Source organism: Prevotella sp. RM4 (assembly GCF_000701965.1).
Classification (GTDB): domain Bacteria; phylum Bacteroidota; class Bacteroidia; order Bacteroidales; family Bacteroidaceae; genus Prevotella; species Prevotella ruminicola.
In genome coordinates, this window is record NZ_JNKG01000007.1 from 229,513 (window position 1) to 247,693 (window position 18,181).

General features: G+C 50.0%; 12 protein-coding genes. 6 read left to right on the top strand and 6 right to left on the bottom strand.

Going from position 1 to position 18,181, the window contains the following annotated elements; genetic code table 11:
• The first annotated feature begins 5 nt into the window (after positions 1-5).
• The 5 genes from T499_RS0102200 to T499_RS0102220 all read left to right on the top strand — a co-directional run bounded on the left by T499_RS0102200 (position 6) and on the right by T499_RS0102220 (position 8,642).
• On the top strand, positions 6-2,360 hold the full coding sequence (locus T499_RS0102200) for an ABC transporter permease (RefSeq protein ID WP_084162856.1): 2,355 nt from the start codon (positions 6-8) through the stop codon (positions 2,358-2,360).
• A gap of 156 nt (positions 2,361-2,516) precedes the next feature.
• On the top strand, positions 2,517-3,071 hold the full coding sequence (locus tag T499_RS0102205) for a DUF3836 domain-containing protein (RefSeq protein WP_033149576.1): 555 nt from the start codon (positions 2,517-2,519) through the stop codon (positions 3,069-3,071).
• An 18-nt stretch (positions 3,072-3,089) separates the two neighbouring features.
• A complete protein-coding gene (locus tag T499_RS0102210) occupies positions 3,090-5,441 on the top strand; it encodes an ABC transporter permease (protein WP_033149577.1) in 2,352 nt (783 codons plus the stop codon).
• 135 nt (positions 5,442-5,576) lie between these two features.
• Positions 5,577-7,928: an ABC transporter permease gene (locus T499_RS0102215; protein ID WP_198021230.1), complete on the top strand. Its 2,352-nt coding sequence runs from the start codon at positions 5,577-5,579 to the stop codon at positions 7,926-7,928.
• 39 nt (positions 7,929-7,967) lie between these two features.
• Positions 7,968-8,642 carry an ABC transporter ATP-binding protein gene (locus tag T499_RS0102220; RefSeq protein ID WP_013064157.1) on the top strand — a complete coding sequence of 225 codons (675 nt, stop codon included), beginning with the start codon at positions 7,968-7,970 and terminating at the stop codon, positions 8,640-8,642.
• Positions 8,643-8,721: 79 nt separating this feature from the next.
• Here the strand turns inward: T499_RS0102220 and asnB are convergent, their stop codons facing one another.
• The 4 genes from asnB to T499_RS0102240 all read right to left on the bottom strand — a co-directional run bounded on the left by asnB (position 8,722) and on the right by T499_RS0102240 (position 12,906).
• On the bottom strand, positions 8,722-10,386 hold the full coding sequence (asnB, locus tag T499_RS0102225; protein WP_033149579.1) for an asparagine synthase B: 1,665 nt from the start codon (positions 10,384-10,386) through the stop codon (positions 8,722-8,724).
• Positions 10,387-10,443: 57 nt separating this feature from the next.
• Positions 10,444-11,151, bottom strand: a complete 708-nt coding sequence (locus tag T499_RS0102230) for a hypothetical protein (protein WP_028907007.1) — start codon at positions 11,149-11,151, stop codon at positions 10,444-10,446.
• Positions 11,152-11,244: 93 nt separating this feature from the next.
• Positions 11,245-12,501, bottom strand: coding sequence for an ammonium transporter (locus tag T499_RS0102235; RefSeq protein WP_013064493.1), 1,257 nt, complete (start codon positions 12,499-12,501; stop codon positions 11,245-11,247).
• A 57-nt stretch (positions 12,502-12,558) separates the two neighbouring features.
• Positions 12,559-12,906 carry a P-II family nitrogen regulator gene (locus T499_RS0102240; RefSeq protein ID WP_013065263.1) on the bottom strand — a complete coding sequence of 116 codons (348 nt, stop codon included), beginning with the start codon at positions 12,904-12,906 and terminating at the stop codon, positions 12,559-12,561.
• Between the two features lie 314 nt (positions 12,907-13,220).
• On the opposite strand from T499_RS0102240, the gene T499_RS0102245 reads away from it, so the two are divergent.
• The gene (locus T499_RS0102245) at positions 13,221-14,453 is read left to right on the top strand and encodes an LL-diaminopimelate aminotransferase (RefSeq protein ID WP_013063476.1); all 1,233 of its coding nucleotides are present in this window, start codon (positions 13,221-13,223) and stop codon (positions 14,451-14,453) included.
• Between the two features lie 14 nt (positions 14,454-14,467).
• Here the strand turns inward: T499_RS0102245 and T499_RS0102250 are convergent, their stop codons facing one another.
• Positions 14,468-16,216 (bottom strand): amidophosphoribosyltransferase, encoded by a 1,749-nt coding sequence (locus T499_RS0102250; RefSeq protein WP_033149580.1) that lies wholly within the window; start codon positions 16,214-16,216, stop codon positions 14,468-14,470.
• A 34-nt stretch (positions 16,217-16,250) separates the two neighbouring features.
• On the bottom strand, positions 16,251-17,846 hold the full coding sequence (locus tag T499_RS0102255; protein ID WP_033149581.1) for a CTP synthase: 1,596 nt from the start codon (positions 17,844-17,846) through the stop codon (positions 16,251-16,253).
• Positions 17,847-18,181: the final 335 nt, after the last annotated feature.

An 18,181-nucleotide genomic window follows, 5' to 3' on the forward strand; every position in this document is an offset into this window, starting at 1 on the left:
ACCGTATGAAAAGTTACTTTCGATTCCTATCACGCAACAAGCTCTACACATTAATTAATGTGGTAGGGCTTGTAGTGTCGTTAATGTTTATCATCCTGCTGGGCGATTACACCTGGCGCCAGTACAGCATCGACTCGTGGCACAAGAATGCCGATCGTATTTATCTGGTGGGGGACCAGACAAGTTTCTCCATGTGGCCTCAGGCTGGAGATAGGATTAAGGAGATGTGTCCTGAGATAGAGCAGAAATGCTGTGTGATGAGTGTGAGGGGAAAAGTCAAGTATGGTCGGCAGGAGGTGAAGGACGGCGAAAACGAAAATGGCATCATCATGGTGGCAGACTCCACTTTTTTCCAGTTCTTCGACTTTGAGTTGGAGACAGGAAGTCGTCAAACAGCCTTAAACTCCCCAGATAAATGTGTCATCACAGAACGACTGGCTCACCGACTGTTTGGAGATAAGAATCCTATTGGCGAATCAGTACAGATTGTAGGCGAGTATGATGTGGAACCAGGAAATACTGTTTACGACAGCACGTTGGTATATACCGTCAGTGCCGTTGCAAAGGACTTCGACCATACAGTGCTGCCTAACGAGACGCAGATCATCGCTAATATGAAACGCTATCCACAGATGCTGAGTGCAGAGTTTCCTAGCTACTCCTATGCATTCAGTAATGCAGGTGCCTGCAAGGTGTTCTTCATGCTCCGTCCAGGGATGACTCTCGATAACAAGAAGAAAACCATTGATAACTATATAGTCAATAACTATTTCATTCCTTTCGGAGAATATAAGGTGAGTGTAACGCCGCTCAAAGAAGTGATGTTTGCACCTCAGAATGATGGAAAGGGTCTGCAGAAAGGCGACAAAACACGCCTGCATATTTTGATTACAGCCGTGCTTGCTCTGCTATTCTTTGCCATCACCAACTATATCAATCTAACTGTAGCCAATACGGGATTCCGATCCAAAGAAATGGCTACCCGACGGCTCTTCGGTAGTAGTCAACGAATGATTGCGTGGAAGCTGATAGCCGAATCGACATTGATGGTAGCACTTGCTTTTGCTATAGGATTGGCTTTGGCGCTGTGCTTCCAGGATGATGCCATCAGTCTGTTTAAAGGTAAGATAGCCATCACAGATGATATTAATATTGTGAGTGTGAGCCTCTGTCTTGGAGGTATCTTCCTGGTTGGTATTGTTTCAGGTCTTTTGCCCTCATGGCAGATGACCCGCTATCAGCCCATCGATATCGTGAAAGGTAATTTCCGCTTTCGTTCCAAAATGGTACTTGGTAAGGTGTTCATCATCCTACAGAATGTTATTACTGTTACGATGCTCACGGCCAGTTTGGTTATCTGGCTTCAGTTGCACCATCTTATCCATGCCCCCCTTGGCTTTAATACAGAAAATCTCTTCTATATCATCAGTCCCGAAGGGAAGGAGCAGGTTGTCAGAAGTAAGCTGGAGAAGATGCCTTTTGTAGAGAGAATAGGAACCTTTAACGGGTGCACATTCAATCAGTTTCATACAGGTGTTTATATCATTGTCCGTGACGACAAGTTTGTATCTATGTTTGAGACGGATATGGACAAGACTACTTTCGAATTGTTGGGACTGCAAATCAAGCATAATCATGGAACCAGTAATGACGGTATTTATCTGAATGAAGAGGCACTACGGCAGTTAGACAATAAAATCGATGCCCGAGAATTAGGTTGGTATGATGGGGGAAAAGAACCGGTTGCTGGAGTACTCGAAGAGTTCCATTCTGTCAATGTTCTTTCGCCTGTACAACCATTTGCTATCCGAGTACAGAAGGATAAAGAGTACCCAATGTTTCTGGTAAAAACAAATGGTGATAAGCAGGCAAAGGCTGCCTTTGATGAGATGATGAAAAAACTGAATGGATCTGCAGAAGATAGAGTGCAGAGTATTGAGGAAAGCATTGCTGAGACATTCAAGGATCAACAACATACGCTGAAGCTCATCACGCTCTTTACGCTCATTGCCATCGTGGTGTCTGTCTTGGGCTTTATCGGCATGTCGCTCTTCTTCATCCGTCAGCGACAGAAGGATATCGGTATTCGTAAGATTATGGGATCTACCTCGCACGAGGTGATGATGCTGATGCTGCGCACTTTCTGTGTGCCGTTGCTGGTATCGTTTGTGATGGCCATCCCCCTGTCGTGGTATGTGATGAACGATTGGCTCTCGAACTTCAGTTATCGCATCAGTCTCAGTCCATGGATATTCGTCGCCACTTGTGCTTTCGCCCTTCTGGTAGCTGTTCTTTCTGTCAGTATCCAGATAATAAAGGCTGTGCGTACCAATCCTGTTGAGAGTATCAAAACCGAATAATCAGGGTGGTGTAAATAAATCATACGATAGTGTGTATAAAGATTAGACGAACGCCCTCCGGGCACTCAAAAAAGCTTGCATATAATAAAGAATGATCGTAACTTTGCAATGTGAAAATAAAAAAACAAAGTAATAACAATTTAAATAAGTACGATTATGAAAAAGTTTATGATTAGCTCGATGATGTGCCTGATGGCTCTGACCTCAAATGCACAAGTAATGACATCTGCAACAGTCGATAAGATTTTCGACACAGTCTCTCAAGCTAACGACGCAGAGTTTGTTTACAATGCTGATCGTGATGCCGATGGCAAGATTGCTACGATGGTGGTATATCAGGAACAGCCCCAGCGCAAGGGTAACTTCACCCTGAAGCCCATCTACCGCTACCAGTACAACTATGCTGCCGATGGCATGCTTACCAGTCGTACTAAGTACGTATGGCGCAAGAACCAGTGGCAGTGCGCAGGTCGCCACAGCTACTCGCTGGATGCCGGATTCTACACCGCCACCTATAGTCGCTGGAACAAGAAGAAGGCCGACTTCGACGAGCCCGTAGGTAAGATTACCTATACCCTGATGCCCGATGAAAGCATCGCCAGCGTGGCTTGTTACACCCGTCAGCGCAGCAAAACCGATTTGCAACTGGAGTGGCAGGCACCTGTTGAGAGTCATACGCTGAACATGGATTATTATCTTACACAGAAATAAAAAAATAAAGAATAAAAAATGAAGAGTTATTTCCGTTTTCTCTCACGCAACAAGCTCTACACATTAATCAATGTGGTAGGGCTTGTAGTGTCACTCATGTTTATCATCCTGCTGGGCGACTACACCTGGCGCCAGTTTACTATCGACTCGTGGCACAAGCATGCCGACCAGATTGTTCTGATAGGTAGTCAGGATAATTTCTTTATGTGGCCTCAGGCTGCCACCGATATCAAAGCGATGTGCCCTGAGGTGGAGCAAACTTGCTGTGTGATGAGTCAGAGTGGAAAAATCAAATATGGCGACCGCGTGGTGGAAGATGGCGACGACAAGAGTACGATCATGCTGGCCGACTCTACTTTCTTCAACTTCTTCGACTATGAGTTGACGCAGGGTAACAAGCGTTATGCACTTGATAAACCCGATAAGTGCGTGATTACAGAGCGACTGGCCAAGCGCCTGTTTGGTGATAAGAACCCCATTGGCGAGTCGGTTCAGATTACTGGCGAACGCCATGTACGTATCGGGCACGACGACCCTTACGACAGTACGCTGGTATATACCGTTAGTGCGATAGCCAAGGACTTTGATCATACGGTACTGCCTAACGAGACGCAGATTATCGTGAGCATGCAGCGCTATCCGCAGGTGATGGGCTATCAGCTCGAGAATTACACAGCGGCCTATGGCCCCAATGGTGTTAGTAAGGTATTCTTCATGCTGCACCCAGGCACCAGTCTCGATAGCAAGAAAGCTATCATCGCCGATTATATGTCAAAGAATTACTATGGTAAGTGGGATGAGAATCCTTTGACTTTTACGCCACTCAAGGACGTGATGTTTGCACCGCAGAACAATGGCACGGGCATGCAGAAAGGTGATAAGTCGCGACTTCGCATCCTGTTGGCTGCTGTGCTGGCCATCCTCTTCTTTGCCATCAGCAACTACATCAACCTGACGGTTGCCAACACAGGCTTCCGTGCCAAGGAGATGGCCACCCGCAAACTCTTTGGTAGCAGTCAGAACGATATCTCACTGAAGCTGATTGCTGAATCGACCCTGATGGTAGCCTTCTCGTTTGCCATCGGTCTGGCTTTAGCCTTTGCTTTCCAGGATGATGCTGTAGAACTGTTTAAGGGCAAGATCGACCTTGCTGGCGATATCAGTCTGGGTACCGTCAGTGTCTGCATCGCTTTCATCCTGCTGGTGGGTATTTTATCAGGCATCATGCCTTCGTGGCAGATTTCACGTTTCCAGCCTATCGACATCGTCAAGGGCAGTTTCCGCTATCGCTCCAAGATGGTGCTGAGCAAGATCTTTATCATTCTGCAGAATGTGGTAACCTTGGTGATGCTTACGTCGGCCCTCGTTATCTGGTTGCAACTGAATCATCTGATTCATGCGCCGCTGGGCTACAACACAGAGCATCTGTTTGTTATCAACGCTCCCGATGGCAAACATCAAACTGTGAGAAACCTCTTGGAGAAGATGCCTTTTGTGGAGAAAATAGGTAGGTTCGAGAAAACCTCGTTGGCTACTGGTAGCTGTAGCATGCAAAGTGTGACGCGTAACGATAAATTGGTGATTCTCTACTTATTAGACCTTGACAAAACGGCCTACGACCTTTATGGGTTTAAGAAAAAGAAAGACTATGGACAAACCAGTGATGGTTACTATCTGACGGAGGAAACCATGCGCCAGATGGAATATACCGACACCACCACACAGACTGTTTGGAATAAACCTATCGCTGGTGTGCTTAACGATATCCATCGTATCAATGTGTTGCAAGGTGTTGAGCCTTTTGTCATCCAATTCAAGGATTCGTTCGAATATCCTTCGTTCCTGGTGAAGACCAATGGCGACAAGCAGGCCAAGGCTGCCTTTATTGCTATGCTGAAAGAACAAGGTGTAGCCGAGGCTGATATGGAGTGGTATGTGCAGTCGCTCGAGGAAAATATTGCCAAAACCTTCGATGAACAGCGCAACACGCTGAAAATCATCTCGCTCTTTACCATTGTGGCGATTGTAATTTCGGTGATGGGCTTCATCGGTATGTCGCTCTTCTTTATCCGTCAGCGACAGAAGGAGATTGGTATCCGTAAGATTATGGGTTCAACCTCGCACGAGGTGATGGCACTCATGCTGCGTACCTTCTGTGCACCATTGCTGGTATCGTTTGTTATCGCCATCCCCCTGTCGTGGTACGTGATGACCGACTGGTTGAGCAACTTCAGCTATCGCATCAGCCTGAGTCCTTGGATATTCGCTGTTACCTGTGCCTTCGCCCTGTTGGTAGCTGTGCTCTCGGTTAGCATCCAGATTATCAAAGCCGTGCGTACTAACCCGGTTGAGAGCATTAAAACCGAGTAACTGGTGGCAAGTGTATAAAAATCATACAGTGAACCGTATAATGTTTAGACATACCGTCTTTAGGGCTTGCAAAAAGCTTGCAGATATTGGTTAATAGCCGTATCTTTGCAGCGTAAACATCAACAAATAATGCATATGAACGTAATCAAATCTCTCAATCAGCGTGGTCAGCACAACTGGATTAAGATCCTCTGTCTGGCTGTAGGTCTGGCTACAGGTGTAGTATTGATAGGTAAGGCTGGTTTCGAACAGTCGTGGGATAAGGACTTCGACACGAGCGACCGCATCTATGTGCTTTACGAGGATGTGATTCGCGATGGCGAATATCAGCATTACTCACAAACATCGGGTGCTATCGCTCACGGCTTGAAGCGCTACTGCCCGCAGGTTGAGGCCGCTACCCGCTATACAGGCTTTGGTTGGGACCTGCCACTGGTTACCGAAGACGATAAGCGCATACGTACCAATTTCTTCTTTACCGATAGCTGTTTCTTCGATGTGTTCCCCTACCGTATTCTGGCAGGTAATCCTAAGAAGACGCTCAGTCAGCCTAACTACTGCATGATTCCGCAGTCGATAGCCGAGAAACTGGGTGGCGACGTGATTGGTAAGAAGGTGTATTATAATAAGCGTGGCAATCTGGCACTCACTATTGGCGGTATCTACGAGGATATCCCCCTGAATACCAGACTGCACGACTTGGAGGTACTGGTATCGATGCCCACACTGCCCCAGATAACCTGGGATGGTCGCGATAACTGGGTGGGTAACGATCGCTACTTTGGTTATGTGCGATTGGCCAAGGGTGTCACCCCCGACGACCTGAAACCGCAGATAAAGAAGATGCGCCATGACAACCTGCCTGCCGACGAACTGAAGAAGGCCGGTGTGGATCTCGATTACTCGCTGCGCCCGTTGGCCGACTATCATACACAGGACGATGCTACACGCCGCATGATTTGGATTGTATCGTTGCTGGCCATGGTGCTGATTGGCTGTGCGGTGATGAACTATCTGTTGCTGGTGGTTGGTGGCATCGGTCGCCGAGCCCGCGAGATGGCTGTACACCGTTGCTATGGTGCCGAGGCACGTAACATCTACGGTCGCGTAATGATCGAGAGTGTGCTGCACCTGCTGTTGTCGCTGGCACTGGCCGCTGGCTTGCTGTTCGTCTTCCAGGATACCATCCAGGAACTTACGGGCACGCCACTACCAGTCATCTTTACTACAGGTCATAACATCGGGTTCATCGCCCTCACCTGTCTGGTGGTGCTGGTTATTACAGGTCTGGTGCCGGGTTGGGCCTACACCCATATCCCCATGACTGCCGCCTTTAAGCATTACAACCATTCGCACCGTGCGTGGAAAATGCTGTTGCTGGGATTGCAGTTCGGTTCGGCCACCTTCCTCTTTGTGCTGTTGCTGGTGGTAGGTCGCCAGTATCAGCTGATGGTGAACGATAATCCAGGTTACGACTATTCAACCCTGGCCGATCTCAATACCGACGAGCTCTCGTTGACACAGAAACGACTGGTGGTTAGTGAGCTCAAAAAGCTGTCGGGTGTGAAAGGTGTTACCACATCTTATGCCTACCTGCCCGAGATGCAGAGTGGCGATAACATCTTCCTGCCAGGCGATGACAAGGAATACATGAATGTGGCCGACCTGTTTGATGTGGGCGACGATTACTTCGAGGTGATGGGCATACCCGTGATTGCTGGTCGTACCTTTACGCAGCAGACCGACACCATGCGCGAGGCCATGGTAAGTCGTAAGTTCGAGGAGAAGATGAAGCAGCTGGCTGGTTGGGATCAGGCTGTTGGCAAGCAGGTAATCTGTACCTCTTACGAAGGTCCATACACCATCGTGGGTGTGTTCGACGATCCCCGTATCGGTAGTATCACCCATCCCGACACGCGTCCCAGCATCTGTTTCTACGACCAGAATATGAGATACACCCACCATATCACCGTGCGTTTCCACGATATGGGTGCGCTCGATGCCGCCAACAAGCGCTTGCATGAGTTGATTCCCGAGAATCCCGATGTAGCCATGCGCCCCTATACCATGTTGATGACGCAGCTTTATACCGACGCGCAGCGTTTCCGCAGTACCGTGATGATTGGTGGAATGGTAGCACTCATTATTGCCCTGATCGGACTGATTGGTTATCTGGCTGGTGAGTTGGCTCGCCGACAGAAGGAGATTGCCGTGCGCAAGGTGAACGGTGCCCATATCATCGACGTGCTGCAGCTCTTTATCCGCGATATTCTGCGCCTGGCCTTGCCTGCAGTGGTTATCGGTGCCATCGGTGGCTGGTATGTATCGCGCTTGTGGTTAGAGCAGTTCAGCGAGAAGGCTGTCCTGTCGCCAGTACTCTTCGGCCTTTGTGCCCTGGCAGTAGTGGTGGTTATCCTCTCGGTGGTTTGCATCGGCTGTTATCGTGTGGCCAGCAGCAACCCGGTTGATTATCTTAAGAACGAATAAATAGTGAAATAGTAAATAGTCAAATAGTACAATAAGCTTATGATTAAGTTAGAAAACATTCAGAAGGTGTTCCGTACCGAAGAGGTGGAGACCGTTGCATTGGGCGGTGTATCGCTCGAAGTAAAGAAAGGCGAGTTCGTGGCCATCATGGGTCCATCGGGCTGTGGTAAATCAACCTTACTTAACATTCTGGGTTTGCTCGATAATCCTACCAGTGGTCAGTATCTGCTGGATGGTCAGGATGTGGGCTCGCTCAAGGAGAGTCAGCGTACCAAGGTTCGCAAGGGCCAGATTGGTTTCGTGTTCCAGAGCTTTAACCTGATTGATGAATTGAATGTTGAAGAGAATGTAGAGTTGCCTCTTACTTATCTGGGTGTGCCCAAGAAGGAACGCAAGGCAAGGGTAGAGGAGGTACTGCGCCGCATGGCCATCAGTCATCGTGCCCACCACTTCCCCCAGCAGTTGTCAGGAGGTCAGCAACAGCGTGTAGCCATCGCCCGTGCCGTAGTGATGAATCCTAAGATTATCCTCGCCGATGAGCCCACTGGTAACCTCGACTCAAAGAACGGTCTTGAGGTGATGCAGCTTCTTACCCAGCTGAATCAGGAGGGTACCACCGTGGTAATGGTAACCCACTCGGAGCGCGATGCCGGTTATGCCCAGCGCACCATCAACCTGCTTGATGGTCAGGTAGTACCCGAGGTAACACTCTAAGATTTAAATAAGGGCAACAGCGCTTGTGCTACGCTTGTTGCCCTTCCCATATTGGGTAAGTATAAAAGGTTTGTTATTCTTAGTATGCTTGTTCGTGCACACCTTTCACTGCACGTCCCGAAGGATCGTTTAAGTTCTTGAATGCCTCGTCCCATTCCAGGGCGATGGCGGTAGAGCAGGCTACGCTGGCCTCGCTGGGCACACTCAGGGCAGCTGAATCGCTGGGGAAGTGCTCGGCAAAGATAGAGCGGTAGTAATACTCCTCTTTATTTTTGGGTGGGTTGATTGGGAATCGCTCGGCGGCGTGGGCCATCTGCTCGTCGGTAACGGCCTCGGATGTAATCTGCTTCAGGGTGTCGATCCACGAGTAGCCTACACCATCGCTGAACTGCTCCTTCTGGCGCCAGGCTACGGCTTCGGGCAGCATGTCGGCAAAGGCCTCGCGTACAATCTTCTTCTCAACGGTTTTGCCTGGGCACATCTTGGCTGCAGGGTTGGTGCGCATGGCCACATCCAGGAACTCCTTGTCGAGGAATGGCACACGACCCTCAACACCCCATGCCGAAAGACTCTTGTTGGCACGCAGGCAGTCGTAGAGGTGCAGCTTAGAGAGTTTACGGACGGTTTCCTCGTGGAAGTCCTTGGCCGTTGGGGCTTTGTGGAAGTACAGGTAGCCACCGAAAATCTCGTCGGCACCTTCGCCGCTGAGTACCATCTTGATACCCATCGACTTGATGACACGCGCCAGCAGATACATAGGTGTTGAGGCACGTACGGTGGTCACGTCGTAGGTCTCGATAAAGTAGATTACGTCGCGGATGGCATCCAGACCTTCCTGTATGGTGTAGTTGATTTCGTGGTGAACGGTACCGATGTGGTCGGCCACCAGCTTGGCCTTGGCCAGATCGGGTGCACCCTTCAGTCCTACGGCAAACGAGTGCAGGCGGGGCCAGTAGGCTTTGGTTTTCGAGTCGTCCTCGATACGCATCTCGCTGTATTTCTCGGCGATGGCCGAGATCACACTCGAGTCGAGTCCGCCCGACAGCAGTACACCGTAAGGCACGTCGCTCATCAGCTGGCGCTTAACGGCACCTTCGAGTGCGTCGTGGATAGCCTCTACCGATGCGGGGTTGTCCTTCACGGCATCGTACTCCATCCAGTCGCGCTTGTAGTAACGCTTCTGTCCTGGGTCGGCACTCCAGTAGTAATGGCCGGGCAAGAAAGGCTCGTAGTGCTCGCACTGGCCCTCGAGGGCTTTCAGCTCCGAGGCTACGTACACCTTTCCGTCGGCATCGCAACCAATGTACAGTGGGATAACGCCAATAGGGTCGCGAGCAATCAGGAATTCGTCGGCTTCTTGGTCGTAAAGGGCAAAGGCAAAGATACCGCTCAGGTCTTCCAGGAAGTCGATACCTTTTTCGCGGTACAAGGCCAGGATTACCTCGCAGTCGCTACCCGTCTGGAAATCGTACTTACCGGCATAGCGGCGACGTATCTCCTGATGGTTGTAAATCTCGCCGTTAACGGCAAGCACCTGTTTGTGGTCGGGCGAGAACAGGGGCTGACCACCCGACTCTGGATCAACAATACTTAATCGCTCGTGGGCTAAGATAGCCGAGCCGCCACAGTAGATACCACTCCAATCGGGTCCACGATGGCGAATTTTCTGACTCATCTTCAAAGCCTTCTGTCGCATTTGCTGCGACTGCTCTTTTACGTTGAAAATACCTACTATTCCACACATAATATTATTGTTTTTTAGTTGTTTTGAATGTTTGCTTTTTTTTAAGAGTCCTTGGACTCACGGCTGAAGCGTGAATCCAAAGACGAAGTATGCCTTCTGGGCACAGGGGTTAGCAGCCACCTGGGCGAACACTGGGATGCTAAACGAATCGGTTACTTTAATATCCTTTGTAGCTTTGAGTGCCAGGTTGGTGATGGCAAAGCCATCGGTACCATAGAAACTGGTGGCGTAAGGCACAGCACCTACGGTTGCGCTCCAATCTACTGCGGCTACTTTGAAGGGCACGCCCAGCTCTACGTACGAGCTGTAGGCACGCTTACCATCCTTGTTCACACCGTCGTTACCCGAGAGGTTGGTAAACCACTGGATGCTGGCGGCACCAAAGTCGTAACCGATGTTTGCCTCGAAGATATGGTTGGTGCCATGGGCATCGTACTTAAAGTAGCGACCCTCAGGATCCAGTCCGGCGTTGAACCAGTAGTCGGTCAAGCCGATGTTGAAACCACCTGCAGTGTAGGCCAGTGTCAGGTCGAACTCCTTGGCATCGTTGGTGTCAACCAGTCCGTAGCTTCCCCATGCTGTGAGCGAGAGGCCTTTGTAGCCAATGCCCAGTGTAGGCTGGATGGCTGCACTTCCGCAATCCTGGCCACGCCAGATATACGAACTTACTACATCTGCAGCAACTGTGGTTTCTACTCCTTCATCCTGTGCCGAAGCACCCATTCCTGCGGCGAACATAAGCGCCATTAAAACAATCTTTTTCATAATTCGTTCGCTTTTAATTTTTAACTAATGGTAAAATCTCTCTCTTTAATTTATTTCTCTCTCAATTGTCAATTATCAATTGTCAATTCTCAATTAGTTGTAGCACATTTCTCCGTGCTCGTAGATATCCAAGCCCTCTTCCTCGATACGCTTGCTAACACGCAGACCGTGAATCTTCTTAATGCTGTAGAACAATACTACACCACAGGCAGCAGCCCAGAGGTCGATAACCAGAACACCGAACAGCTCAGCACCGAAGAAACCGAAACCGTGACCGTAGAAAGCACCGTTTGAGGTTGACAGCAGACCGGTCATCAGGGTACCCAGGATACCGCAAACACCGTGTACTGACGAAGCACCTACAGGGTCGTCGATGTGCAGCTTGTGATCGATAAACTCGATGGCGTAAACCAGTACGATACCGCAAACAAGACCGATGATAACTGCGCCGAAGGGTGATACCAGGTCACAACCGGCGGTGATACCTACCAATCCTGCCAGCACACCGTTGAGGGTGAGTGAGAGTGATGGTTTGCCATACTTGATATAGGTAAGGAACATGGTAGCAGTTCCACCAGCTACAGCAGCCAGGTTAGTGGTAAGGAATACGTGGCTGATGGCAATGCGGTTAACCTCGCCGCTGGCAGCCAGCTGTGAACCGGGGTTGAATCCGAACCATCCCAACCACAGGATGAATACGCCCAGAGCAGCCATGGCCAGGTTGTGACCAGGAATAGCGCGGCTCTTGCCGTCCTCATCATACTTGCCTACACGGGGACCAAGGGCGATAGCACCTACCAGGGCCAGCACACCACCTACGCTGTGTACGATAGCCGAACCGGCAAAGTCGTGGAACACATCACCAAAGGTAGTCATCATAAAGCTATCGGCAGCATCGTTGCAAAGCCAGCCGCCACCCCATGTCCAGTGACCCTCTACAGGGTAGATAATCAGTGAGATAACTGCACTGTAAACCAAATACATCGAGAACTTTGTGCGCTCGGCCATAGCACCACTAACGATGGTTGCGGCAGTGGCACAGAATACGGTTTCGAAAATCAGGAAACCCTCTACAGGCAGGTCGCTCTCGTAAAAGCTCAGGTCGCCCCAGTTAGGCATACCGATAAAACCGCCCAGCACGTCGCCACCAAACATAAAGCCGAAGCCAAGGAAGAAGAACAGCAGCGAGCCGAACATAAAATCTACAAAGTTCTTCATCAGGATGTTAGCGGTGTTCTTACTGCGTGTAAATCCAGCTTCACACAGCGCAAAACCTGGCTGCATCCAGAAAACCAACATAGCTGCCAATAGCATCCATACGGTATCGAGTGAAATTCCAATTTCGTTCATAATCCTGAAAATGTTTAATGTTTAATTTTTAATGTTCAATGTTCAATGTTCAATGAACTATTTCTTATCTCTCAATACGGTGTCGCCGTTCTCGCCTGTGCGAATGCTCCAAGTGTCAATCACATCGCTTACAAAGATACGACCGTCGCCGATTTCACCTGTGTGAGCTACCTGCAGAATAACCTTTACGGTTGGATCGAGAAATATGTCGCGGCACACAATGGTGATGGCCACACGCTCGATCACGTCGGTACTGTACTGTACACCACGATAGATGCGCTCCTGACGGCTCTGACCAATGCCGTGAACGTCGTGGTACTCAAACCAGTCGATGTCGGATGATAGCAAAGCAGCTTTCACCTCCTCGAACTTAGTCTTTCGGATAATCGCTTCAATCTTTTTCATACCTCTTAAACTTTTACCTAATTATTATAATAAATTGTTAAATTGATGACACTTTGTCATTTCTTGGGTGCAAAGTTAATGCATTTTGTAAGTAAAACAAGTGCTTTTGTTTCATTTTGTTATAAAAGGTTTTGTGTCGTTATCTTTTTGTTAGCGTTAACAGTGTTTTTACTTTTAAATTGTAAGCAAAACAACTATTAATGCTTACAAATTGTTACTTTTCATTAAATCGAAGGTGATTATGCTAAGTATTTTTTGAATTTTCTTCCAAAAAGTGCTACCTTTGCACCCGAAATTAAATAGGTTTATATTATATGGCATTAGTAAACGACCACTTCTTGAAGCTGCCGAACAATTATCTGTTCGCCGACATTGCAAAAAAGGTAAACGCCTTTAAGGCCATGCATCCCAAGGTGGATGTCATCTCACTGGGCATAGGCGATGTAACGCAACCACTGGCACCAGCCGTTATCGAGGCTATCCACAAGGCTGCCGACGAAATGGCCACCCGTCAAGGGTTCCGTGGCTACGGACCTGAGCAGGGCTACGATTTCTTGCGCGATGCTATCTTGAAGAACGATTTCCTGCCACGTGGTATCCATCTGGATCGCGACGAGGTGTTTATCAACGATGGTGCCAAGAGCGATACGGGTAACATTCAGGAACTGGTGCGCTGGGATAACTCTATCGGCGTTACCGATCCTATCTATCCTGTTTACATCGATTCGAACGTGATGATTGGTCGTGCGGGAGTTCAGGAGAATGGTCGTTGGTCTAATGTGCTGTATATGCCTTGTAATGCCGAGAACGGTTTTGTGCCCCAGCTGCCCGACCGCCGCGTTGATGTGATCTACCTGTGCTATCCTAACAACCCCACAGGTACCGTTATCTCTAAGGCCGAGCTGCGCAAGTGGGTAAACTACGCGCTTAAGAACGATACACTCATCTTCTACGATGCTGCTTATCAGGCTTACATCCAGGACGATGAGATTCCCCATAGCATCTACGAGATTCGTGGTGCCCGCAAGTGCGCTATCGAGTTCCATTCGTACTCCAAGACGGCAGGCTTTACCGGTGTGCGCTGCGGCTACACCATCGTGCCTAAGGAGGTTACGGCTGCCACGCTCGATGGCGAGCGCATCCCTCTTAACCCCCTGTGGAACCGTCGTCAGTGTACCAAGTTTAATGGTACCAGCTACATTTCGCAGCGTGCTGCCGAGGCCATCTATACCCCCGAGGGTAAGCAGCAGGTTAAGGAAACTATCAACTACTACATGCAAAATGCCAAGAAGATGCTTACCACCCTGCGTGGCTTAGGCTTTGAGTGTTACGGCGGCGAGAATGCCCCTTACATCTGGGCAAAGACGCCAGAGACCAGCAGTTCTTGGAAGTTCTTCGAAGAGATGCTGTACGGTGCCCATGTGGTTTGTACGCCGGGTGTCGGCTTCGGTCCATCGGGCGAAGGTTACGTACGATTCACGGCCTTCGGCAGTCACGAACAAACCGACGAGGCGCTGCACCGCATCGAGAATTGGTTAAAAAAATAGGTTCCAATCGGAACCTATTTTTTTGTTACCTTGTCTACGTAATTTATAAACGCCTGGTTTACCAGTCTTACGCCACCCGGAGTGGGGTAGTGGCCTGTAAAGTACCAGTCGCCTGGGTGGTTGGGGCAAGCCTTGTGCAGGCCCTCGATACTCTGGAAAACCAGTTCGATGGGGGCCTGCATGTCGGCTGGTCGCAACATCTCAACAATTTTCTTATTAATCTCATCTACTGTAAACGGCTCGTACACGGCGCGCACGCAGTTTTGCATCTCCTCCTTGGGTTTCTCCAGCTCGCGTTTGCAGGCCAGGTAAGTGTCGTTTACCAGCTGCCACATGCCGCGCTCCTCAATCAGGGCCATGGTGGCACGGAAGGCGCAGAACTCCTCCAGTCGGGCCATGTCGATACCGTAGTAGTCGGGGTAACGGATCTGTGGCGAGCTCGATACCATCACAATCTTCTTGGGGTGCAGGCGGTCCAGAATCTTAAAGATACTCTCCTTCAGGGTGGTGCCGCGCACAATCGAGTCGTCGATAATCACCAGGTTATCCACACCGGCCTGCAAGCTGCCGTAGCTGATGTCGTAAACGTGGGCAGCCAGATCGTTGCGCTCGCTGTTGTCGGTAATAAAGGTGCGCAGTTTAATATCCTTCCACACCACCTTCTCGGTACGCACGTCGCCGTGCAGCTTACGGAATCCGTCTGTCATCCCATAAAAGGCCACCTCGGCGGTGTTAGGGATATAGGAAAAAACTGAATGGGTTACATCGCCGTCGATGGCCTTTAAGATGGGTTGAGTCAGCTGTTCGCCCAGTCGTTTGCGCTCCTGGTAGATGTCGCAGTCGGAACCGCGACTAAAGTAGATGCGCTCGAACGAGCAGGCGCTCAGTTTCTGGGCAGGCATAATCTGCTCCAGTCGGCTTTCGCCGTTTTTATGTACTATCAGTGCCTGACCTGGCAGCAGCTCATGCACATCTTTACTGTCGATATCAAATGTGGTTTGCAGCACGGGGCGCTCGCTGGCCAGGGCTATAATCTCGTCGTCGCGGTAGTAGAATGCGGGTCGTATGCCCCAGGGGTCGCGTACGCTGAACATCTCGCCACTACCCGTCAGTCCGCACATCACAAAACCGCCGTCGTAGTGCTGCATGGTGGTGCGCAGTACGTTGGCCATCTCAATGTGGTTGTCGATATAGTTGGTAATGTCGATGCCTGTCAGACCCTGTGCGGTGGCCTCCTGATACAGGCGCTCCACCTCGCGGTCCAGTCGGTGTCCCATCAGCTCCAGGGTGATGTACGAGTCGCCGTAGATACGTGGACTCTGTCCCTGGGCGGTCAGGAAGTCGAACACCTCGTCGATGTTGGTCATGTTAAAGTTACCGCAAAGGCAGAGGTTCTTGGCGCGCCAGTTGTTTCGGCGAAGGAAGGGGTGAACAAACGTCAGCCCGCTCTTGCCGGTTGTCGAGTAGCGTAGGTGGCCCATCAGCAGCTCGCCCTTCATCTCCTCGGTCACACGACTGAATATCTCGGTAATGGCATTCTTGCCCTCCGCCTTTTCGCGGAACATATACTCGGTGCCGGGCTTGTTGTTCAGGTTCACGCTGGCTATACCGGCGCCCTCCTGTCCGCGGTTGTGCTGTTTCTCCATCATCAGGTACAGCTTGTTAAAACCGTAGGCCCAGGTACCGTATTTCTTCTCGTAGTAATCCAGTGGCTTCAGCAGGCGAATCATCGCCACTCCGCACTCATGCTTCAGTTGCTCCATTAATGTTTAATGTTTAATCTTTAATGTTTAATGTTTAATGCTTGCATTCTGCAATGAAGCTCATAAACAGTGGGTGTGGGTTCAGTACCGTAGATGAGTATTCGGGGTGGAACTGGGTACCGATGTACCAGCGCTTCTCGGGTATCTCTACGATTTCTACCAGGTTGGCATCGGGGTTGATACCTACGCACTTCATGCCCTTGGCCTCGTACTCCTCCTGGTACTTGTTGTTAAACTCGTAGCGGTGGCGGTGTCGCTCCTTGATGAGTGTCTCCTCGCCGTAGGCCTCGTACACGCGGCTGCCCTTTACCAACTCGCACTCGTAAGCGCCCAGACGCATGGTGCCGCCCATCTCGGTAATATTCTTCTGCTCCTCCATAATGTCTATCACGTTGTGTGGCGTCTTCTCGTCCATCTCCATGCTGTTGGCATCCTTGTAGCCCAGCACGTTGCGGGCAAACTCAATCACCATCATCTGCATACCCAGACAGATACCGAATGTGGGGATATCGTTGGTGCGGGTGTATTCGGCGGCAATGATCTTACCCTCGATACCACGCTGTCCGAATCCCGGACAAACCACGATGCCAGCCAGACCTTTCAGCTTTTCGGCCACATTGGCTTTGGTAATCTCCTCGCTGTTCACAAAGTGCATTTTTACCTTCACATCGTTGTAGATACCAGCCAGATTCAGGCTCTCGCGAATACTCTTGTAAGCATCCTGCAGGTCGTATTTTCCTACCAGTCCGATGTGTACCTCGTTGGTGGCACGGCGCTGCTTGTCAAGGAAATCGCGCCAGGGCTTCATGGCAGGTGTCTCGCCTACGGGGATACCAATCTTACGCATAATGGCAGCGTCAAGTCCCTGGTGCTGCATGTTCACGGGCACCTCGTAAATGCTGGGCAGATCCTCGCTCTGCACCACGCACTCCAGATCCACGTTGCAGAACGATGCCACCTTCATGCGCATGCCGTCGTCAAGATGGCGCTCGGTGCGCAGTACCAGGATATCGGGCTGAATACCCATACCCTGCAGTTCCTTCACGCTGTGCTGTGTGGGCTTGGTCTTCAACTCGTCGGCGGCTTTTAAGTAAGGTACGTACGTAAGGTGTACGCATACGGCATTGCGGCCCAGCTGGTAACGCAGCTGTCGGATAGCCTCCATAAATGGGGCACTCTCAATGTCGCCGATGGTGCCGCCCACCTCGGTAATGATAAAGTCGAAGCCCTCGTCAAGGCCCTCGCGCAGCATGCGGTGCTTAATCTCATCTGTGATGTGTGGCACTACCTGGATTGTCTTACCCAGGTAGTCGCCGCGACGCTCACGGTCGATTACCGTTTTGTAAATGCGTCCTGTTGTTATGCTGTTGTTTCGTGTTGTGTGTATGCCTGTAAATCGCTCGTAGTGTCCCAGGTCCAGGTCGGTCTCAAAGCCGTCGGCTGTTACGTAGCACTCGCCGTGCTCGTAGGGGTTCAGCGTGCCCGGGTCGATGTTAATGTACGGGTCGAATTTCTGTATAGTTACTTTGTAGCCGCGTGCCTGCAGCAACTTTCCAATGCTGGCCGATATAATTCCCTTGCCTAATGAGGAAACCACACCACCTGTTACGAAAATGTACTTTGTTTCCATAAAAACCTTATCCTTTTTATGGACTGCAAAGGTAAGCATTTTCCCGTTTCCAGTCAATATTAGGGCATAATTTTAAATCTTCATTTTGGCTCCAACTATCAACCTGAAAGCAATCACTTTTATTTTGCTTACAGATTAAAACAAAAACGGCCACCAATCTCGTTGATTGATGGCCGCTCCGTTCACATGCCCATGCAGCTGGTGGCCCCCAGTGCTCGATGAGTTCGGACATGGTATTTATTATGCAGGTTGCTGCTATTAATGGTAACAGTTGCTACTATTAATGGTAACAATTGCTACTATTAATAGAAACAGATCTCATCCTGTTGCTACGC